The sequence below is a fragment of the Lentiprolixibacter aurantiacus genome (genome assembly GCF_026241225.1).
Lineage (GTDB): Bacteria > Bacteroidota > Bacteroidia > Flavobacteriales > Flavobacteriaceae > Lentiprolixibacter > Lentiprolixibacter aurantiacus.
The window spans coordinates 52,081-72,657 of record NZ_JAPFQP010000004.1; the positions used below are offsets into that span (position 1 = coordinate 52,081).

Consider the following 20,577-nt stretch of genomic DNA (forward strand, 5'->3'; position numbering starts at 1 on the left):
GTCTAAGGATCACAACAAGCTTGCTTTGATCGCAGAAGAAACCTTAGTAGCTCAGTTAAAAGACAGGGAAAGCCAGGCAAAGGCTTTCGAAGTCCTGATAAACGCCTATAAGGAGAGGCTGTACTGGCATATCCGGAGGATTGTCCTGAATCACGATGACACGGATGATGTTTTGCAGAATACCTTTATCAAGGTTTTTCGCAATATTGAAAATTTCAAGGGTGATAGCAAATTGTATTCATGGATGTACCGGATTGCCACCAATGAAGCCCTCAGCTTTCTGAAAACCAAGTCGCGCAAGCTGGGGCTAAGCAGTGAAGCCTTGCAGGAATCGCTGGCCAATCAACTGGTATCTGATGTTTATTTTGAAGGTGATGAGATTCAGTTGAAATTACAACAGGCCATTGCCACCCTGCCGGAAAAACAGAAGCTGATCTTTAATATGAAATATTTCCAGGAATTGAAGTACGATGAGATTTCTGAAATCCTGGATACTTCTGTAGGTGGGCTTAAAGCTTCATATCACCTGGCTGTGAAAAAGATTCAAAGCTACCTGGAGGAGGATTAAACCATGATGCGAATTGAAAGTCAAACCTAAACGATGGATAAGAAATATAAAAAAGAAGGATTCAGGGTTCCTGACGGATATTTTGAGGGCTTAAACAAGCGCCTTCAGGATCGTCTTTATCAGGATTCGTTTGATCTGCCTGAGGAGGATGGGTTTGCGGTGCCGGAGGGCTATCTTGAAGGCCTGCAGGACAAACTGAATTCCCGGATAGCAACTGGGGAAGAACCCGGGGTTATCAAACTCAAACCGTGGAAAAAGTACTATTTTGTAGCTGCTTCCATTGCGGCCGCTGTGGTAATAATCATTGGCCTGCGATTGGGGCGCACGGATGATTTCACCTTCAGTGATCTGGCCAACGCCGAACTGGAGAGCTATTTCTATGATAACGATTTGGAGCTCACTTCCTATGAAATGGCGGAGGTATTGCCGGTTGAGGAAATTGAGGTTAATGACATACTGGATAATGAGTTGAACGAAGAGAACATTATGGATTATCTGGATGATAATGTGGAAGATCTGTATGAACTAAATATTGAGTACGATGAATAAATTGAGCAAAATAGGGGCGCTGCTAATAATAATGCTTGTTTTTGCAAGCGGATATGGCCAAAGAAGGCCGGCACAGGAGCGAATAAAAACCTTAAAGGTTGCTTTTATTACGGAGCGATTAAACCTTACGACCGATGAAGCACAGGACTTCTGGCCCATTTACAATGCCCATGAACAAAACCTGGAAGCGCTCAAAAGACAGGAGCGAAGGGAAATCCGGAGTAAACTGATCGATTTTGAAAACCTCTCGGAAAGGGAAGCCGCAGATTTACTGCAGCAATCCTTGGAACTGGAGCGGGAGAAGCACAAGCTCAACATGCAATTTATGGACAAAATCAGCCAGGTGATATCGGCTAAGAAAGCCTTCCTGCTGATCAAAGCCGAGGAAGATTTCAAGAAGCGTCTTTTGCGTGAAATCCAGCAACGCCGGCGGGGCAACAGATAGAAGTTTCGACCAAATGCAATAAAGGAAGCCCAAAAGCTTCCTTTTTTATTAAACCTTTTACCCTATGCATTGTCCTAATAATAGAAATCCTAAAAAAACAAGTTATGAAAAGTCTCAAATCTTTATTTGTTATTACGTTCTTATTAGCTGGCTTTGCCATAGGACAGGCCAGTAACAGCTTTGCTCCCCAGTTAAAGATAGGGGTGGTTGTAACCAAGGTTCACAAACCCAAAATTTATGTACATAAAGGAGTGCGGTTTCATTACTCCAAAGGCATATGGTACCGAACCTCGGGCAATCGCTATGTAGTTGCCGCTGCCCCTGTAGGCGTTGTAGTAAGAACCCTGCCCAGGGGAAGGAAAGTTGTAAGGATCAATGGAAGGAAATACTACCGGTTTAACGGTGTGTATTACCAGAAAAGAAAAGGTGGTTATATCGTGGTTAGCGTATAGGCTACTATCAGGGTGATTGTTGTTTGAATACGTGTTGATTAAAACGGGGAGGTCTTGACCTTCCCGTTTTTATTTGAATGATAAACGTGCTATTCTATTGCTTCCGGCGGCAAATGCAGTTGAATCATTATGGAAACGCAGGGTGTAAAACGATTCCGTGGATAATTCTTTCCAATTTTCCCCGGAATCAGGAGAATAAGAAATACCGGTATAGCCCACCGCTACCAGGCCTTTTCCTCCGGAATCAGGTACATATTGCACACAGCTCTTGTAGCCCGGATCTTCCCCATCCGAAACAACGTCCCAGGTTTTACCTCCATTTTTTGTAACCGCCTTATTCCCAATATTAACTTCTGGTTTTGTGTAATCGCCTCCGATGGCAAATCCCTGTTCTGAATCGTAGAAAGCAATACTGAAAATACCCTGGGCCTCCGCTTCCCTGCCCATAGGCGTTTGCATCACTTTCCAGGTCCTGCCCCGATCTGAAGTATGGAAAACCCTGGCCTCGGTTGTAGCGATCCAGGCCTCATCCCCAATAATCGAAATATTGGTGTTACTGGCAGCAAAGGCCCCTTCTCCTTCAGGCGACTCAGGCAGTTCCCTGCAAGGTATTTTTTCCCAGTGTTGTCCGCCATCCCTTGTGACCAGTACAGACAGGCAGCCTTCCCTGCTATCCCCTAATGCTATGCCTTCCTGATCATCCCAAAAGGCCATGGCATCGTAAAAAACACCCTCACCGGATTCGGTATAGACCAATTCCATACTACCCTTGTCACCAGTTTTATACAACAAGGCCGGATTACCGGCCGAAAGCATGAAAAAATCAGTGGATGTATGGGCTATAGCACGGAATTCCGGAAGTATACTGTCATAGGCCTGTACGGCTGTCCTAACTTTCCCTGTGCGTAAATCAACACTGCCAAAAACACCCTTGTTAGCAGCAAACGCCAGGCTACCTCCCATGATCTCGATCGCCCGAATACTGATGGAATCCTGGTAGAGCAGATCTACCTCCACTTCAGAGAATTCCCTGGTTGTTGCAGAGCGGTCTGCGCATGACAAGAACATAAATACCAATAGGATGACGGTTATTCGCATGATTTGAAATTTATCAAATGTACTTGTTATACAGGAAAGCGATACCTTTGTCCGATAATTTTCCGCTATGCGCTTACACCGAAACCTGGTATTTGCTGTGATTGATGCCCTGAATATGATATTCAACCAGGGGGAGTACGCGGATAAGGTAGTGGAAAAGGTCCTTAGACGCGACAAAAGATGGGGTTCACGCGACAGAGGTTTTATAGCGGAGACCACCTATGAAATAGTGCGCTACAAACGCCTTTACCAGGAAATAGCAGAAGTTAAAACACCATTTTCAAGAGCAGACCTCTTCCGTATCATTGGCGTCTGGATTACCCTTAGGGGTATTCCCCTTCCGGAATGGGAGCAATTCAAAAACACCCCTGCCCGTAGAATAAAAGGGAAATTCGACGAGCTGGCCAAAATCAGAAAGTTCAGGGAAGCTGTACCCGACTGGCTGGACGAACTGGGTGTTCAGTCTTTGGGAAAAGAAAGGTGGTCCAGGGAATTAGCAGCCCTGAACCAGCAGGCAGCCGTGGTACTCAGGGTTAACCGCCTGAAAACAGATCTGGATGCACTTCAGAAGGAATTATCGGCCCTGAAGATTCCGACCACCCGACTAAAAGGATATGAGGATGCCTTGCTGCTGGAACAAAGAACCGATGTATTTAAGACCCCTTTATTTAAAAAAGGATGGTTTGAGGTCCAGGATGCATCCTCACAACTGGTTGCTCCTTTTCTCCAGGTAGAACCCGGGCAATTAGTGGTAGATGCCTGTGCCGGAGCGGGTGGGAAAAGCCTGCATCTGGCTGCTCTCATGGAAAACAAAGGCCAGCTGCTGGCGCTGGATATATACGATTACAAGCTAAAACAACTCAAATTGAGGGCCAGGAGAAACGGGGTACACAATCTGGAATCCAGGTTGATCCAGAACACCAAAGTGATCAAGCGTTTGAATAAGCGCGCAGACCGTGTATTGATTGACGCCCCTTGTACCGGTATGGGAGTCCTCAGGCGAAATCCCGATGCCAAATGGAAGTTAAACCCGGAGTTCCTGGAACGGGTTACAGCAATCCAGAGGCAAATACTTGAAGATTATTCCAAAATGGTGAAGCCAGGAGGCAAAATAGTCTATGCTACCTGCTCTATCCTACCCCGGGAAAATGAGGAACAGGTACAGGAATTCCTCAAAAAGGATTCCGGGTCTGGTTTTGTTCTCGAAGAGGAGAAGCACTGTTCCCCGGCGGATGATGGTTTCGACGGTTTCTATATGGCCCGCCTCCGTCGAAAGTAATCAACAATCCCAGGGGATAACTGTTTAAAAACCAATGTCTGATTTCCCCTATAAAGATGTAAATTTGAGCTTTCTTTATTAAATACCTTTTAAGGCCCATGATTCACTTCTTTGGAGACATTGCCAGAAAAGTTTACGCTGTAGAAGCACCCGGTAATCTGTATCAACAGGATACTGAAAAATTAAACTGGTTATTCGGGAACGAACCCAAACTGGAATTGGCGTCACTGGACGCCTTTTTTGTTGGACCCAGGGCGGCCATGGTCACTCCATGGAGTACCAATGCCACAGAGATTACCCAGAACATGGGGATTTCGGGTATTATACGCATAGAGGAGTTCAAGGCGGTAAACGAGGACTTTGAGGACTTTGATCCCATGTTGTTCCAGAAGTACAGCCGTTTAGACCAAGATCTTTACGACATCCATATTACCCCCCAGCCTATTATTGAAGTGGATGATATTGCTGCTTATAACGAGCAGGAAGGTCTGGCCCTGAGCCCTGAGGAAATTACCTACCTGGAGGATCTGGCAAATCGCCTGGGCAGAAAGCTTACAGATTCCGAGGTATTTGGCTTCAGTCAGGTAAATTCCGAACACTGTCGCCATAAGATATTTAACGGGACTTTTGTGATAGACGGGGAGGAAAAGCCTGTTTCCCTTTTCAAACTGATCAAAAAGACCTCTGAAAAAAACCCGAACCATATCGTCTCTGCTTACAAGGACAATGTAGCATTCATTACGGGGCCTGAAGCGGTTCAGTTTGCCCCCAAATCGGCAGACAAACCAGATTACTATGAAGAGAAGCCTTTTGAATCTGTGATCTCCTTAAAGGCCGAAACCCATAATTTCCCGACCACAGTAGAACCATTCAATGGTGCAGCAACAGGGTCCGGGGGAGAGATACGGGACAGGCTTGCCGGTGGAAAAGGGTCCCTACCCCTGGCCGGAACTGCGGTTTACATCACTTCATATAGTCGGCTTGCGGATGACAGGCACTGGGAAAAGGGCATGCCCGAAAGAAAATGGCTGTATCAAACCCCAATGGATATCCTCATCAAAGCATCTAATGGAGCTTCCGATTTTGGAAACAAATTCGGTCAGCCGCTGATCTCGGGTTCCCTGCTCACCTTTGAGCATGAAGAGCACGGGAGGAGACTGGGTTACGACAAGGTGATTATGCTAGCCGGTGGTATTGGCTACGGAAAGGCCAGCCAGGCCCTGAAGGACACACCCGAAAAAGGGGATAAAATTGTAATCCTTGGCGGGGATAATTACCGGATAGGAATGGGAGGCGCAGCGGTATCCAGTGCTGATACTGGTGCCTTCAGCACTGCTATTGAATTAAACGCCGTTCAGCGATCAAATCCTGAAATGCAAAAACGGGCAGCCAACGCCATCAGGGGGCTTGTGGAGTTGGACCATAATCCCATTGTTTCTATTCACGACCATGGCGCCGGGGGGCATTTGAATTGTCTGTCAGAACTGGTGGAGGAAACCGGAGGGTATATCGATATGGATCAATTGCCCATTGGTGATCCTACCCTATCGTCCAAAGAAATTATCGGAAATGAATCCCAGGAAAGGATGGGGCTGGTTATGGGCACGGCTGATATGGAACTGCTTAAAAGGGTAGCAGCACGGGAACGTTCCCCCATGTATGAAGTTGGTGAAGTAACTGGTGACCACCGCTTCACCTTTGAATCGGCCAAAAGAGGAGAAAAACCCATGGACCTCGAACTGAGCGACATGTTTGGCAGCTCTCCCCAAACTATAATGAATGATAAATCGGTTGCCCGGACCTATGAAGATCCAGCATATCAGGTTGCCGATTTTAAAACTTACCTGACACAGGTGTTACAGCTGGAAGCCGTGGCCTGTAAAGACTGGCTGACCAACAAAGTAGATCGATGTGTTGGTGGACGCGTGGCCACGCAACAATGTGCGGGACCACTGCAGCTGCCCTTGAATAATTGTGGGGTTATGGCCTTGGATTTCAAAGGAAAAGCCGGTATAGCCACATCTATTGGGCATTCCCCAGTTTCCGGCTTGATCGATCCTGTGGCCGGCAGCCGAAACAGCATAACCGAAGCGCTGACCAACATTGTCTGGGCCCCACTTGCAGACCGGCTAAAGGCTGTTTCCCTTTCAGCAAACTGGATGTGGCCTTGTAAAAATCCTGGGGAAGACGCCCGTCTTTATGAAGCCGTACAGGCGGTCTCCGAGTTTTCAATTGAGCTCGGCATCAACGTTCCTACAGGAAAGGACTCCCTGAGCATGAAACAAAAATATCCTGATGGGGAAGTCATTGCGCCAGGTACGGTAATTATTTCTGCCGCCGGGCAGTGTGAGGACCTGACTAAAACAGTAGAGCCGGTGCTCCAGAAAAATGGAGGGGCAATTTATTACCTCAACTGGTCACAGGACAATTTTAAACTGGGAGGTTCTTCCTTTAATCAGGTCAGAAATAAAGTAGGTAGCGAAGCACCTTCTGTAAAGGATGCGGCCTATGTAAAAACAGCGTTCAACACAATTCAGGAACTAATAGCAAGGAACCTCATACTTGCTGGTCACGATGTGGCCTCAGGCGGACTAATCACCACCTTACTGGAGATGTGTTTTGCAGACCTGGATTTGGGAGCCAAATTAGACCTGAGTGCCCTGGGAGAAAAAGATTCTGTAAAACTGCTTTTTGCGGAAAACACAGGCATAGTGTTCCAGGCGAAAGACGATAGTGTGGAACAGCTTTTGAAAGAAGCCGGACTGTCTTATTTCCGAATTGGAAGTATTATGGAAGTATCCAGAATGGATATTACCAATTACGATGACACATTTAGCCTGGACATCCCGGAACTCCGAGAATACTGGTACAGGACGTCATATCTGCTGGATACCAAACAGACCGCCAATGGCCTGGCCAAAGACCGTTTTGAAAATTATTCCAATCAGCCGCTGGACTATGTTTTTCCAGTGAATTTCAATGGTAAATTGAATTCATGGGAGAATAATCCAAAACCCAAGGCTGCAATACTGAGGGAAAAAGGAAGCAATTCTGAAAGGGAAATGGCCCATGCCCTGTACCTGGCAGGCTTTGAGGTTAAGGATGTACATATGACCGATCTTATTACTGGAAGGGAAACCCTGGAGGATATACAGTTTATTGGTGCTGTGGGTGGATTTTCAAATTCAGACGTACTGGGTAGTGCCAAAGGATGGGCGGGTGCATTCAAGTACAATGAAAAAGCGCGCACGGCCCTCAGGAATTTCTTCGACAGGGAAGACACCCTGAGCGTGGGCATCTGCAATGGTTGTCAGCTTTTTATGGAGCTGGACCTTATTAATCCCAATCATCCTGAGCACGGCCGTATGACCTTTAATGATTCCCACAAACATGAAAGTAGTTTTACCTCGGTTACCATCCAGCCCAATAATTCTGTAATGTTATCCAGTCTTGCAGGCACCACCCTGGGCGTATGGATTTCTCATGGCGAAGGGAAATTCAGCCTGCCGCTGAGCGAAGAAAACTATGATATTGTTGGTAAATATGGCTATGAAGCTTATCCTGCGAACCCAAATGGAAGTGATTACAATACAGCAATGCTTTGTGATCCTTCAGGAAGGCATATGGTAACCATGCCGCATATAGAACGTTCCATTTTCCCATGGAACTGGGCGCATTATCCGAAAGACCGGAATGACCAGATCTCACCCTGGATTGAGGCCTTTATAAATGCGCGAAACTGGATTCTCAACCATGGAAGAAGTTAAGATTCGTCCTGCCAGGAAGAAAGATGTATCCGAAATAGTCTCCATGCTTGCGGATGATAAACTGGGAAGTACCCGCGAGGACTTCCGGGACCCGCTTCCGAAAGCCTATTATGAGGCTTTTTCAAGAATTTCCACTGACCCCAACCAGGAATTGATGGTTGTAATAAATGATGAGGGTAGGGTAATTGGCACGCTGCAGCTTTCTTTGATTCCATACCTGACTTATCGAGGGGGTACCCGCGCCCAGATTGAGGCCGTCAGGATCCATAAGGATTACAGAGGAAAAGGCATTGGAAAGCTCGTTTTTAAATGGTGTATTGAACGTGCACGGGAAAAAGGGGCCCATGTTGTGCAGCTCACAACAGATAAAAACCGCTCCGAGGCCATAAAGTTTTATGAAGATCTTGGTTTCCGTGCATCGCACGAGGGGATGAAACTCCATTTATAACGGGTGGCAGCCTAGCTTCCTGAACCAAAAGAAGCCGGATATTTTAAATTCAGCCAGTCTTTTCCTATTTTGCAATAACTGTTCAGAATCTTTTTATGGAGAATATTACCCGTTTATTCGACTTCGCTTATTATCAGCTGGAAACTTACAATCTCGAAAAAGCCCTGGTCACCAAGTACAATGGTGAATGGGTTGCCACATCCAGCAGGGAATTTTTGGATAAGTCCAATGCCATTAGTCGGGCCTTACTGAGATTGGGTGTAAAGGCCAATGATAAAATTGGGGTGATCTCCATGACTAACCGCACCGAGTGGAATATAATGGATATAGGGGTGTTGCAGGTAGGTGCCCAGAATGTGCCTATTTACCCCACCATTTCGGAGGAGGATTATGCATACATCCTGAACCATTCAGAAGCCAAATATGTCTTTGTATCCTGCGCGGAGGTATTCGAAAAAATAAAGGCCATCCGGAACCAGATCAGTACGGTAATTGAAGTCTATTCCTTTGATGAACTAGGCGATTGCAAACACTGGTCGGAACTGCTGGAATTAGGAGCCGATGCAAGTAACCAGGATGAGGTGGAACAACGCAAGGATGCTGTAAAACCGGAGGACCTTGCTACCCTTATCTACACTTCAGGAACAACCGGCAGGCCCAAAGGGGTAATGCTATCTCACTGGAATATCGTTTCTAACACCCTGGCAAGCAAAAAACGGGTACCATTCGAATATGGAGCTACTGCCCTTAGTTTCCTGCCTATCTGCCACATCTTTGAACGCATCATCTTATATATCTATATGTATTGCGGCATTTCGGTCTACTTCGCGGAAGGCCTGGATAAAATAGGCGACAACCTAAAGGAAGTTAACCCGAACACCATGAGTGTTGTTCCCCGTCTGCTGGAAAAGTTGTACGACAAGATCATAGCCAAAGGTGCTGAGCTTACCGGCTTGAAAAAGAAATTGTTCTTCTGGGCGGTGGAACTGGGGTTGAAATTTGAGCCCTATCAGGCCAATGGCTGGTGGTATGAAAAGAAACTCGGCCTGGCCCGTAAACTGATATTCGTGAAGTGGAAGGAAGCCCTGGGTGGGAACCTGGAGGTTATGGTATCAGGTAGTGCTGCATTACAGCCCCGGCTGGCCCGTGTTTTTGGTGCAGCAGGGATGCCAGTTATGGAAGGATATGGCCTTACCGAAACCTCACCGGTTATTTCCGTTAGCGACCAGCGCAATGCCGGATGGAAAATCGGTTGTGTGGGACGCGTTATTGACGATGTGGAAGTGAAGATAGCCGATGACGGGGAGATCCTCTGCAAAGGCCCCAATGTAATGATGGGTTACTACAAGGACCCCGAAAAGACTGCCGAAGTTATTAAGAACGGGTATTTTCATACGGGCGATATTGGCGAGATTGATGCCGATGGATTCCTTAAGATAACTGACCGTAAAAAGGAAATGTTCAAAACCTCCGGAGGGAAATACGTGGCCCCGCAGTTACTGGAAAACCGATTCAAGCAATCCCGTTTCATTGAACAGATCATGGTTGTAGGCGAGGGTGAAAAAATGCCGGCTGCACTTATACAGCCCAATTATGAATTCCTGTACGAATGGGCAAAACGCCATAATATTACCTTTGGCGAAAACTCGGATATAGTTGCTGATAAACGGATTTTAGACCGTTTCCAGAAAGAAGTTGACCAAGCCAATGAAAGTTTTGCCAAGTGGGAAAAGATCAAGCAGTTTCGGCTTACCCCGGAAGTATGGACGGTAGATGACGGACATCTTACACCCACTATGAAACTCAGAAGAAAGATCATTAAGGAAAAATATATCGACCTCTACAACGATATATACGGATATTAAATTCCATCCGTAATTTCTTCGTACTTTCATCTAATTTATTATGCATGCATAATAAATTTTTTCTATCTTTGGGAACCTAAGCGTCTCCCATGAAGGATATTACCATTGATTATGCTCTCCGTGCCACATGGCAGGCAGTTGCCCGTATGTACAATGAAGAAGCCAAGAAATTCGAGGCTACAATGGCGGTTGGGTTTACCTTGTTGAGCATAGATCCCAAAACAGGGACCCCATCTACATCCCTGGGACCTAAAATGGGGATGGAAGCCACCAGCCTTTCGAGGATTTTAAAGAGTATGGAGGAAAGAGGGCTTATAGAAAGACGCCCGAATCCCAATGACGGTCGCGGGGTATTGATCCACCTCACTCCATTTGGCCTTGAAAAACGCGAAGACTCCAAAGCCGTAGTGCTCCAGTTCAACAATACGGTAAGAGAACATGTTAGCCAGGACAAACTGGATCATTTTTTTGAGGTAGTGGATGTCATCAATCACCTGATATCAGAAAAGAAGATTTATTTACAGGATACATAAAAACAATAGCGCTAAGCCAAAACCATATATGAAGAAACACATCAAAAAAGTAGCTGTAATCGGCTCCGGAATCATGGGAAGTGGCATTGCCTGTCATTTTGCGAATATCGGCGTGGAAGTACTCCTGCTCGATATAATCCCCAGGGAGTTGAACGACAAAGAGGCGAAAAAAGGGTTAACCCTCGAAGATGCCGTTGTACGTAACAGGCTGGTCAACGAAGCCCTGGCCAAGTCTCTTAAATCAAAGCCCTCACCTATTTACCACTCCAAATTTGCCAGCAGGATCACCACAGGTAACCTGGAGGATGACCTGCCTAAAATTGCTGAGGTAGATTGGATCATTGAAGTAGTTGTGGAACGACTGGATATCAAAAAACAGGTATTTGAACAAATTGAAAAATACCGCAAACCGGGAACCCTGATTACTTCAAATACCTCGGGTATCCCCATTGCATTTATGAGTGAGGGGCGATCCGATGATTTTCAGGAGAATTTCTGTGGCACGCACTTTTTTAACCCACCCAGGTACCTGAAGCTTTTTGAGATCATCCCAGGTCCTAAAACCCGTCCGGAAGTACTTTCTTTCCTGAATACCTACGGGGAGAAATTTCTGGGCAAAACAGCCGTAGTGGCTAAGGATACTCCGGCATTTATCGGCAACAGGATCGGGATTTTCAGTATAATGAGCCTTTTCCATGCGGTTAAGGAAATGGGTCTCACCGTTGAGGAAGTTGATAAACTCACAGGACCCGTAATCGGAAGGCCCAAATCTGCTACATTCCGAACAGTGGATGTGGTAGGGCTGGATACCCTGATCCACGTGGCAAACGGGATCGGTGAAAATTGCCCGAAAGATGAGCGGCATGAGTTGTTCCAATTACCGGATTTCATAAAAACCATGTCAGACAATAATTGGCTGGGAAGTAAAACCGGTCAGGGTTTTTACAAAAAGGTCAAGGGAGATAAAGGGAAAAGCGAGATCCTGAGCCTGGATCTGGATACACTGGAATACCGGTCTAAGAAGCGTGCAAACTTTGCCAGCCTGGAGCTCACCAAACCTATCGACAAGGTAATTGAGCGCTTCCCAGTGCTGATTGGTGGCAAAGACAAGGCCGGCGAATTTTACCGGAGGAGTTTTGGTGCTTTGTTTGCTTATGTTTCCCACCGCATACCGGAGATCACGGACGAACTCTACAAGATTGATGACGCTATGAAAGCCGGCTTTGGCTGGGAGCACGGTCCGTTTCAAATATGGGACGCGATTGGTCTGGATAAGGGATTGGCGCTGATTGAAGAAGCCGGACAGGAACCTGCGGCCTGGATAAATGATCTGAAAGGTGGCGGTGAAACTTCTTTTTATACCGTCAAGGATGGGGCAACCTATTATTATGACATTCCCAGGAAAGAACAGGTTAAAAAACCCGGACAGGATGCCTTCATTATTCTGGACAATATCCGCAAGTCCAATGAGGTATTCAAAAACAGTGGTGTGGTTATAGAAGACCTGGGTGATGGTATCCTGAACTGTGAATTCCAGTCGAAAATGAATACTATTGGCGGAGATGTAATCGCTGGCCTCAACAAAGCCATTGACCTGGCTGAAAAAGACTTCCAGGGGCTGGTGATCGGGAACCAGGCTGCTAACTTCTCGGTCGGGGCCAATATCGGTATGATATTTATGCTGGCCGTTGAGCAGGAATACGACGAACTCAACATGGCTATCAAGATGTTTCAGGACACCATGATGCGCATGCGCTATTCAGCTATCCCTACCATTGCTGCTCCGCATGGCATGTGCCTTGGAGGGGGGTGCGAATTATCCCTGCATGCCGATAAGGTAGTAGCCGCTGCGGAAACCTACATCGGACTGGTTGAATTTGGTGTTGGTGTAATCCCCGGTGGCGGCGGTTCCAAGGAAATGGCACTGCGCGCATCGGACAGCTTCCGCAAGAATGATGTTGAACTCAATGTATTACAGGAATACTTCCTTACCATTGGCATGGCCAAAGTGTCAACATCAGCTTACGAAGCCTATGACCTTGGTATTTTGCAGAAGGGCAAGGACGTTGTGGTAGTGAATAAAGACCGGCAAATTGCCACTGCCAAGGCATATGCAAAACTAATGGCAGAATCGGGCTATACACAACCGGTACGTCGTAAAGATGTAAAAGTCCTGGGAAAACAGGCCCTTGGGATGTTCCTTGTAGGGACAGACTCCATGGAAGCTGCACATTATATATCAGAACACGACAAAAAGATCGCCGATAAACTGGCCTACGTAATGGCAGGAGGGGATCTTTCCGAAAGTTCATACGTAAGCGAACAGTACCTGCTGGACATTGAGCGAGAAGCTTTCCTGTCGCTCTGCACAGAAAGAAAAACCCTGGAACGCATCCAGCATATGCTGAAAACTGGTAAACCTTTAAGAAACTAATCATGAATACAGCCTATATCGTAAAAGCATACAGAACTGCCGTGGGGAAGGCCCCTAAAGGCCTGTTCCGATTCAAAAGGCCGGACGAACTGGCCGCGGAAACCATTGCACATATGATGCAGGAAGTTCCGCAACTGGACAAGAAACGCATCGATGATGTAATCGTCGGAAATGCCATGCCGGAAGCCGAACAGGGTCTTAATATGGCCCGTTTAATATCCCTGATGGGACTCGAGGTTGAAGATGTTCCCGGTGTAACTGTTAACCGCTACTGCGCCTCAGGACTGGAGACCATTGGTATTGCCACAGCCAAAATCCAGGCGGGAATGGCAGATTGCATCATAGCCGGAGGGGCAGAAAGCATGAGCTATATACCCATGGGCGGTTACAAACCCACTCCTGATTATCAGACCGCCAAAGAAGGTCATGAGGACTATTACTGGGGTATGGGACTTACTGCTGAAGCAGTGGCAGAGCAATTCAAAGTCTCAAGGGAAGACCAGGATGAATTTGCCTATAATTCCCATATGAAGGCTCTGAAAGCACAAAAAGATGATCGTTTTAAGGATCAGATCGTACCTATTTCGGTAGAGCACACCTTTGTAAATGCCCAGGGAAAGAAGGAAACAAAAACTTATACCGTAGACACAGATGAAGGTCCCAGGGCTGATACATCCCTGGAAGCTTTGGCCCGTTTACGACCGGTTTTTGCAGCCAACGGAAGTGTAACCGCGGGTAATTCATCACAAATGAGCGATGGTGCTGCATTTGTACTTGTGATGAGTGAAACACTGGTCAGGGAATTAAATTTGGAACCCGTAGCGCGCCTGGTTAGTTATGCTGCTGCCGGGGTTGAGCCCAGGATAATGGGTATTGGTCCTGTTAAAGCTATTCCTAAGGCATTGAAACAAGGCGGACTGCAGCAAGATCAGGTGGGGTTAATTGAGCTTAACGAAGCCTTCGCATCCCAATCCCTTGCAGTGATGCGGGAATTGCAGTTAAATCCGGAGATTGTTAACGTAAATGGCGGGGCCATCTCCCTTGGTCACCCTCTGGGGTGTACCGGGGCCAAACTTTCGGTACAGCTGTTTGATGAAATGCGTAAGCGAAACATGCGGGGAAAATACGGCATGGTTACCATGTGTGTGGGAACCGGACAGGGTGCCGCAGGGATTTATGAATTTTTAAATTAATCGATCAAAAAATAAGCAATGAGTACAGAAGTTATGAACAAGGAAATTCTCAGGGGAGGTCAGTTTCTGGTTAAGGAAACCCAGTGTGATGATATTTTCACCCTGGAAGACCTCAATGAAGAACAAAAGATGATGCGCGAAAGCACCAAGGAATTCGTAGATCGCGAACTCTGGGGGCATTGGGAGCGCTTCGAAAGCAAGGATTATGCCTACACCGAGTCCTGCATGCGAAAAGCCGGGGAACTGGGGTTCCTAAGTATTGCTGTTCCTGAAGCCTATGGGGGTATGGGAATGGGATTTGTTGATACTATGCTGGTGTGCGACTACATTTCCGGCGCCACAGGTTCTTTCAGCACGGCATTTGGAGCTCATACCGGTATCGGAACCATGCCCATTACCTTATACGGTACGGAAGAACAGAAGAAGAAATATGTACCCAAACTTGCTAGCGGAGAATGGTTTGGGGCCTACTGCCTCACCGAACCTGGCGCCGGATCTGATGCCAATTCCGGAAAGACGAAGGCAGTACTGTCAGAAGATGGCAAGTACTACAGCATCACGGGTCAGAAAATGTGGATCTCCAACGCCGGGTTCTGCAATCTGTTTATCGTATTTGCCCGTATTGAAGATGATAAATATATCACCGGATTCATAGTCGAAAACGATCCGGAAAACGGAATCACCCTGGGTGATGAAGAGAAGAAACTGGGAATCCACTCCTCCTCTACCCGACAAGTGTTCTTTAATGATACTAGAGTTCCTGTTGAGAATATGCTTTCCGAGCGCGGAAATGGATTTAAGATTGCGATGAATGCACTCAATGTTGGCCGTATCAAATTAGCGGCTGCATGCCTGGAAGCACAACGCAGGGTTACCAATGAAGCCGTGCGTTATGCCAGTGAGCGCGTACAATTCAAAACACCTATCATAAATTTCGGAGCCATTAAAGCAAAGATTGCTCAGATGGCCACCAATGCATACGCCGGTGAATCCGCTTGTTACAGAGCAGCCAAAAACATTGAAGACAGGATTGCAATTCGGGTAGCCGAAGGGAATACGCATCAGGAGGCAGAACTCAAGGGCGTTGAAGAATACGCCATCGAATGTTCTATTCTGAAGGTCGCTGTGTCTGAAGATGTACAAAACACTACTGACGAAGGCATACAGGTTTTCGGAGGGATGGGTTTCAGTGCAGACGCTCCTATGGAAAAGGCCTGGAGGGATGCGCGAATTGCGAGGATTTATGAAGGTACTAACGAAATTAACCGCATGCTTGCCGTGGGTATGCTGGTCAAAAAAGCCATGAAGGGCCATGTGGACCTTCTTGGACCAGCCACGGCCGTGGGAGAAGAACTGATGGGAATTCCTTCCTTTGAAACCCCTGATTTCTCTGCGCTATTTTCTGAAGAAAAAGACCTGATAGCCCGCTTGAAAAAAGTGTTCCTTATGGTAGCAGGAAGCGCTGTTCAGAAATTTGGGCCGGATTTGGAAAAACATCAGCAGTTACTGCTGGCAGCTGCAGATATCTTGATAGAGATCTATATGGCAGAGTCAACCATACTCCGAACCGAGAAGAATGCCAAACGTTTCGGGGAAGATGCCCAAAAAGCACAGATTGCCATGTCCAAACTGTACCTGTACAATGCCGTTGACCTTACAGTGCAGCGTGCCAAGGAAGCTATTGTTTCCTTTGCAGAGGGTGACGAGCAGCGCATGATGCTGATGGGACTTAAACGATTCACCAAGTACGTAAACCAACCCAATGTGGTAGAATTGCGCACCATAATTGCCGATAAGGTAGCGGCAGATAACGCCTATAAGTTTGACTAATCAGTTTACTGATGGATTTCCTTAGGGAAAATAAAAACCGCCCAATTGGGCGGTTTTTTCATTTTATGCAATAATGATATCTACTTCGATGATAGCGTGCTATAACGCTCCGAGTAGTCCAGCATCTGCTCCTCGAAGCTCTCTGGCTGGACAAGGATAACATCCGTAATTTCTCCGGCATCGTTCATAACGGGGTTAAGTACAGGATTTACAAATCCGCTGTAGGGTGCAGAGGTGAATTGGGCGTTCCGCTCCAATACCTCAGCATGCAATTCCTGGTTTACTTTCACACCATAGCCTTCAACAAGGTCCTGGGCGGCCTGGAAATCACCTTCTGATTTGATCCGCTGGGTTTCCCTGAGCAGCTGCCCGAAAAGCTCCCGTAGCTTCCCGTAGTCGTTAATATTGTAATAGGTCTTCCCGTTGCGTGATACTTTCTCAATCACATTATCAGCCTGTCCTTTTTCAAAGACCCATGCAGAAACCCATTGCCGGTTCACCATATGGTCTTCTTCAATATCATCTCCCAGTTCAATTCGGATCAACTGAGTAACCAGACCATTTCGGATATAGCCATCATAAGTGGCTTTGCCCAGCTTCTCATAATCATCTACAAGCCCTAACTCCTGTATCTTGGGATCCATCAGATAATAAAGGGCTACCAGGTCGGCCCGGCCTTCCTCCAGCGTGGAACTATAGTTTTTAAGGGTTTCCTTGGGCTGACCCACTCCCGGGTTTATTTGCCCCGAGGCATGGCCCACCACCTCGTGTAAAGCTGTATGCAATTTATCGCCGAGCTCACCATAGGCCAATTCCAGAGCTACTTCTTCCTCATCGTTGGCAAATTCCCTCAGTCTTCCCGATCCTCCTGCATTGTTATAAGCATCTATAATATTACCCAGCGAAACCGATTTGCTTCCGTGTTTCACCCTGATCCAGTTATTGTTGGGCAGGTTTACCCCTATTGGAGTACTGGGACTGGCATCTCCGGCCTCCCCGGCCACAACCACAGTCTTGTAAGATACTCCTACCACATTGTCTTTTTTGTGCTCCTCTATCAAGGGGGAATTGTCCTCAAACCACTGTGCGTTATCAGACAGCACGGCCATCTGACGGGACATTTCAAAGTCCTTGATCTGAATGATACTCTCATAAGATCCTTTATACCCTTTAGGGTCGTTGTAAACTTCTACAAAGCCCTGTATCCAGTCGATATTGCCTTCTGTGGAATTCACCCAGGAAATTGCATATTCATCCCAGGTATCCAGGCTTCCGGTTTGATAATATGATATCAGTAATTTGAGGGTATTGGCCTGCTTCTCATTTTCAGCAACTTCCACAGCTTTTTCCAGCCATTTGACGATTTCGCTGATAGCTTCTCCATACATGCCACCTGCCTTATAGACCTTCTCAACCAGCTCGCCATTTTCACGCACAAGCTTGGTATTCAGTCCTGCTTCAATTGGCTCTTCATCACTACCTTTATCCACTGCGGCATAAAAGGCTTCGACCTCTGCATCTGTGATATCCGGATCATAAAAATTAACCGCTGAAGCAGCGACATTGTCTACCCCTTTCTTCTTGTTAACCTTTTTGACATCTGAATCGCTAAAGATTACGTCAAAGGCTTCCCCCTGAAGCTCCGTATTGGTTTCCTTGAGCAAGTAGGTCAGATAATCTGCGGCAAATCCGGGCTTCAACTTATCATTGGAATAATGGTGGTGGATTCCATTGGAAAACCAGACCCGCTTGAGGTAGACTTCAAATTCTTTCCAGTCGGCCGTAGATTTATCACCTTCGAAAGTAGTGTACACGTTTTCCAGGGCTTCCCGTATCTGCAGATTGTGGCGGTAATTCTGATCCCAGATAATATCACGCCCCGCCAGACCAGCCTGGGTGAGGTAGTACACCAGCTTTTTTTCATTCAGGCTGAGCTCATCAAAGCCTGGCACCTGATACCTCAAAATCCGCAGATCGGCAAACTGATCTACTACGTATTCAAAACCTTTTTCTTCGGTGACCACAGGTTTATCGGCCTCGGCACCTTTTTTGCAAGACAAAGCCAGGGTAAGGGCCAGAGCCATCCCCAAAAATTGACTGATTCTCATTTTAAATTTGGATTTTTGTTCGTCCTGCAAAGGTAGTCAAACCCCCTCTAATTACCAGTCAATACATGCCGTATTTGGAGTTAACAAAACTCCTGATAAAAAGTGCAAAACTACTAATAGACAGATTCCTTTACCTTTTCGGCCGTAGCCTTATTCGAAAAGTTAACGGCACATTCAATCAGGGCCAAATGGGAATAAGCCTGCGGGAAGTTTCCGAGCAATCTCTTGGACTTAAAATCAATATCCTCGCTAAACAACCCGAGATGGTTGCTATAGCCCAGTACCTTCTCAAACCATTCCTGTGCCTTCTCCTCTTCCCCTATCTTAAACAGTGCGTTGATAAACCAGAATGTACAAATGGTAAAGGATGAAGAAGGAAGACCGAAGTCGTCCTCGTTCTTATAGCGATACAGCAGGCCATCGTGGCTGAGTTCTTTCTCTATAGCCTTTACAGTGCTCACATAGCGCGGGTCTTTTGCATGTATAAAGCCGTATTGTTCCATAAGCAGCACAGAGGCGTCCAGATCGCTTGAACCGTAGGACTGAACAAAGGCATTTACCTCGTCATTCCAGGCATTTTCATGGATGTCATTCTTGATGGTCTGCTCTAGAGCATTCCACTTTTCGAGCTTCCTGGTCTTCTTGAGGATCCTGGCTACTTTAATGGCCCTGTCCACAGCTACCCAGCAAAGCACTTTGGAAAAGGTAAAATGCCTGTCTTCCGTTCGAAATTCCCAGATACCCTTGTCTTTCTCGTGCCAGTGCTTTTCAACAATCCAGACGATTCCCTTGGTGATGCCCCAAAGTTCCTCCCCGTTTTCGATATTGGTACTGAATCGCGCAAGTTGCTGGTGTATCACATCCATCAGGATACCGTAAATGTCGTTCTGTGTTTGCCGGTAGGCGGCATTACCTATGCGTACCGGACTGGAATTCTCATAACCGCTTAAATGCCCCAGGGTATGTTCGGTCAGGCGCTTTTGCCTGTTTATCCCATACATAATCTGCAACTTCTCGTCCTTTTCAGGAATAAGGTCGATTATAAACTGCAGATACCTCCTGGAAACATTGGCATGTCCCAGGTTCGCCATAACCTTGATCACCATGGAAGCATCCCGGATCCAGCAGAACCGATAGTCCCAGTTGCGCACCTCTCCTATAGTCTCTGGCAGTGAAGTAGTTGCAGCTGCCAGAACCGCCCCTGTCTTATCGTAGCTGAGTAACTTAAGCGTTAATGCGCTTCGGTTTATTACCGAATTGTATTTCTGGTAACTGGGGGTTTTATTGCTCCAGTTGAGCCAGTACACCTTGGTGCGCTCCTGCTCCAGGTAGGCGGACTTGGTAGTAGGCAGGAATATTTTTTCATTGTAGGCCACGAGAAAGAATCCATCCTCGACTACCTCCAGTTCACGCCCTTCCACAACTGCATTTTTATTAAAAGAGGTATACAGAAAGAGGGTGTCAAATTTGATGGCGTGGGTTAAACTGGAAACAAACTGACTTTTCACGTAGGTATGGGTTTCCCCCACGGCATAGCCCAGCCTGGGATCGTATTTGGCCCGGAATTTGGGCTTGCCAGAAATGTGGCGGATATACCGGATAATTTCTGGTGGACTATGGTAGGTGGTCTGGCTCTTCAGGTATCTCGGCATGAAATCCCTGACTTCAAAAATATCCTCTCCCCTGCTAAAACGGGTAATCAGCAGGGCTGTTCCTTTCTTGTACCGCTGGGTAATTACATAATCATCATCTACAAGTATCTCAAAACTACCCCCAATTTTCTTGTCCAGGAGTTTGGCAAAAACAGAAGAAGAGTCGAATTCAGGAAGACAACACCAGTCCAGAGAACCGGTCTTTGAAATCAGGGCTGCGCTCCTGCAATTGCCTATTATACCGTAATCCAGATTATCCATATTTTAAGGAATAGCTAAAAAAGATTTTAGAATTGTTTATGCGCTTCAATTTGACGAAATTTAGAGAAATTTAATCCAATAGACGACAAAACAGC

Annotated in this window: 15 protein-coding genes; 12 read left to right on the forward strand and 3 right to left on the reverse strand. The window is 46.6% G+C overall.

The annotated features are described in order from the left end of the window. Window positions 1-25: 25 nt before the first annotated feature. The 4 genes from OO016_RS11555 to OO016_RS11570 all read left to right on the forward strand — a co-directional run bounded on the left by OO016_RS11555 (window position 26) and on the right by OO016_RS11570 (window position 2,014). A complete protein-coding gene (locus OO016_RS11555) occupies window positions 26-568 on the forward strand; it encodes an RNA polymerase sigma factor (protein WP_266014048.1) in 543 nt (180 codons plus the stop codon). Window positions 569-601: 33 nt separating this feature from the next. After that, a complete protein-coding gene (locus OO016_RS11560; protein ID WP_266014051.1) occupies window positions 602-1,117 on the forward strand; it encodes a hypothetical protein in 516 nt (171 codons plus the stop codon). Next, on the forward strand, window positions 1,110-1,562 hold the full coding sequence (locus tag OO016_RS11565; RefSeq protein WP_266014055.1) for a hypothetical protein: 453 nt from the start codon (window positions 1,110-1,112) through the stop codon (window positions 1,560-1,562). Before OO016_RS11560 ends, OO016_RS11565 begins: the two co-directional genes overlap by 8 nt. Before the next feature lie 104 nt (window positions 1,563-1,666). Then, window positions 1,667-2,014, forward strand: coding sequence for a DUF6515 family protein (locus OO016_RS11570; protein WP_266014058.1), 348 nt, complete (start codon window positions 1,667-1,669; stop codon window positions 2,012-2,014). Window positions 2,015-2,083: 69 nt separating this feature from the next. Here the strand turns inward: OO016_RS11570 and OO016_RS11575 are convergent, their stop codons facing one another. Continuing rightward, the gene (locus OO016_RS11575) at window positions 2,084-3,112 is read right to left on the reverse strand and encodes a WD40/YVTN/BNR-like repeat-containing protein (RefSeq protein ID WP_266014061.1); all 1,029 of its coding nucleotides are present in this window, start codon (window positions 3,110-3,112) and stop codon (window positions 2,084-2,086) included. A gap of 67 nt (window positions 3,113-3,179) precedes the next feature. Here OO016_RS11575 and OO016_RS11580 point away from each other — a divergent pair, with 67 nt between their 5' ends. The 8 genes from OO016_RS11580 (at window position 3,180) to OO016_RS11615 (ending at window position 16,461) form a co-directional block, all read left to right on the forward strand. Beyond that, a complete protein-coding gene (locus OO016_RS11580; RefSeq protein ID WP_266014064.1) occupies window positions 3,180-4,391 on the forward strand; it encodes an RsmB/NOP family class I SAM-dependent RNA methyltransferase in 1,212 nt (403 codons plus the stop codon). Between the two features lie 98 nt (window positions 4,392-4,489). Further along, window positions 4,490-8,158, forward strand: a complete 3,669-nt coding sequence (gene purL, locus OO016_RS11585) for a phosphoribosylformylglycinamidine synthase (RefSeq protein ID WP_266014067.1) — start codon at window positions 4,490-4,492, stop codon at window positions 8,156-8,158. Next, the gene (locus OO016_RS11590) at window positions 8,145-8,606 is read left to right on the forward strand and encodes a GNAT family N-acetyltransferase (RefSeq protein ID WP_266014070.1); all 462 of its coding nucleotides are present in this window, start codon (window positions 8,145-8,147) and stop codon (window positions 8,604-8,606) included. Before purL ends, OO016_RS11590 begins: the two co-directional genes overlap by 14 nt. A gap of 95 nt (window positions 8,607-8,701) precedes the next feature. Continuing rightward, a complete protein-coding gene (locus OO016_RS11595; RefSeq protein WP_266014072.1) occupies window positions 8,702-10,471 on the forward strand; it encodes an AMP-dependent synthetase/ligase in 1,770 nt (589 codons plus the stop codon). Between the two features lie 89 nt (window positions 10,472-10,560). Further along, a complete protein-coding gene (locus OO016_RS11600; protein WP_266014074.1) occupies window positions 10,561-11,004 on the forward strand; it encodes a MarR family winged helix-turn-helix transcriptional regulator in 444 nt (147 codons plus the stop codon). A gap of 28 nt (window positions 11,005-11,032) precedes the next feature. Beyond that, complete coding sequence (locus OO016_RS11605) at window positions 11,033-13,438, forward strand: 3-hydroxyacyl-CoA dehydrogenase/enoyl-CoA hydratase family protein (RefSeq protein WP_266014077.1); 2,406 nt, start codon at window positions 11,033-11,035, stop codon at window positions 13,436-13,438. A gap of 2 nt (window positions 13,439-13,440) precedes the next feature. Then, on the forward strand, window positions 13,441-14,631 hold the full coding sequence (locus OO016_RS11610; RefSeq protein WP_266014080.1) for an acetyl-CoA C-acyltransferase: 1,191 nt from the start codon (window positions 13,441-13,443) through the stop codon (window positions 14,629-14,631). A gap of 18 nt (window positions 14,632-14,649) precedes the next feature. Beyond that, window positions 14,650-16,461 carry an acyl-CoA dehydrogenase FadE gene (locus OO016_RS11615; RefSeq protein ID WP_266014083.1) on the forward strand — a complete coding sequence of 604 codons (1,812 nt, stop codon included), beginning with the start codon at window positions 14,650-14,652 and terminating at the stop codon, window positions 16,459-16,461. Window positions 16,462-16,541: 80 nt separating this feature from the next. Here the strand turns inward: OO016_RS11615 and OO016_RS11620 are convergent, their stop codons facing one another. Both OO016_RS11620 and OO016_RS11625 read right to left on the reverse strand, forming a co-directional pair. Next, on the reverse strand, window positions 16,542-18,569 hold the full coding sequence (locus OO016_RS11620) for a dipeptidyl-peptidase 3 family protein (RefSeq protein WP_266014088.1): 2,028 nt from the start codon (window positions 18,567-18,569) through the stop codon (window positions 16,542-16,544). A gap of 113 nt (window positions 18,570-18,682) precedes the next feature. Further along, on the reverse strand, window positions 18,683-20,482 hold the full coding sequence (locus OO016_RS11625; protein ID WP_266014091.1) for a glycoside hydrolase family 15 protein: 1,800 nt from the start codon (window positions 20,480-20,482) through the stop codon (window positions 18,683-18,685). Between the last annotated feature and the right edge of the window lie 95 nt (window positions 20,483-20,577).

What these genes read in the sequence shown, in the direction of transcription:
- OO016_RS11605 (WP_266014077.1), top strand. Translation starts at nt 11,033, where the DNA reads ATGAAGAAACACATCAAAAAAGTAGCTGTAATCGGCTCCGGAATCATG.
- OO016_RS11615 (WP_266014083.1), top strand. Translation starts at nt 14,650, where the DNA reads ATGAGTACAGAAGTTATGAACAAGGAAATTCTCAGGGGAGGTCAGTTT.
- OO016_RS11580 (WP_266014064.1), top strand. Translation starts at nt 3,180, where the DNA reads ATGCGCTTACACCGAAACCTGGTATTTGCTGTGATTGATGCCCTGAAT.
- OO016_RS11570 (WP_266014058.1), top strand. Translation starts at nt 1,667, where the DNA reads ATGAAAAGTCTCAAATCTTTATTTGTTATTACGTTCTTATTAGCTGGC.
- OO016_RS11620 (WP_266014088.1), bottom strand. Translation starts at nt 18,569, where the DNA reads ATGAGAATCAGTCAATTTTTGGGGATGGCTCTGGCCCTTACCCTGGCT.
- OO016_RS11610 (WP_266014080.1), top strand. Translation starts at nt 13,441, where the DNA reads ATGAATACAGCCTATATCGTAAAAGCATACAGAACTGCCGTGGGGAAG.
- OO016_RS11625 (WP_266014091.1), bottom strand. Translation starts at nt 20,482, where the DNA reads ATGGATAATCTGGATTACGGTATAATAGGCAATTGCAGGAGCGCAGCC.
- OO016_RS11565 (WP_266014055.1), top strand. Translation starts at nt 1,110, where the DNA reads ATGAATAAATTGAGCAAAATAGGGGCGCTGCTAATAATAATGCTTGTT.
- OO016_RS11575 (WP_266014061.1), bottom strand. Translation starts at nt 3,112, where the DNA reads ATGCGAATAACCGTCATCCTATTGGTATTTATGTTCTTGTCATGCGCA.
- OO016_RS11560 (WP_266014051.1), top strand. Translation starts at nt 602, where the DNA reads ATGGATAAGAAATATAAAAAAGAAGGATTCAGGGTTCCTGACGGATAT.
- purL (WP_266014067.1), top strand. Translation starts at nt 4,490, where the DNA reads ATGATTCACTTCTTTGGAGACATTGCCAGAAAAGTTTACGCTGTAGAA.
- OO016_RS11590 (WP_266014070.1), top strand. Translation starts at nt 8,145, where the DNA reads ATGGAAGAAGTTAAGATTCGTCCTGCCAGGAAGAAAGATGTATCCGAA.
- OO016_RS11595 (WP_266014072.1), top strand. Translation starts at nt 8,702, where the DNA reads ATGGAGAATATTACCCGTTTATTCGACTTCGCTTATTATCAGCTGGAA.
- OO016_RS11600 (WP_266014074.1), top strand. Translation starts at nt 10,561, where the DNA reads ATGAAGGATATTACCATTGATTATGCTCTCCGTGCCACATGGCAGGCA.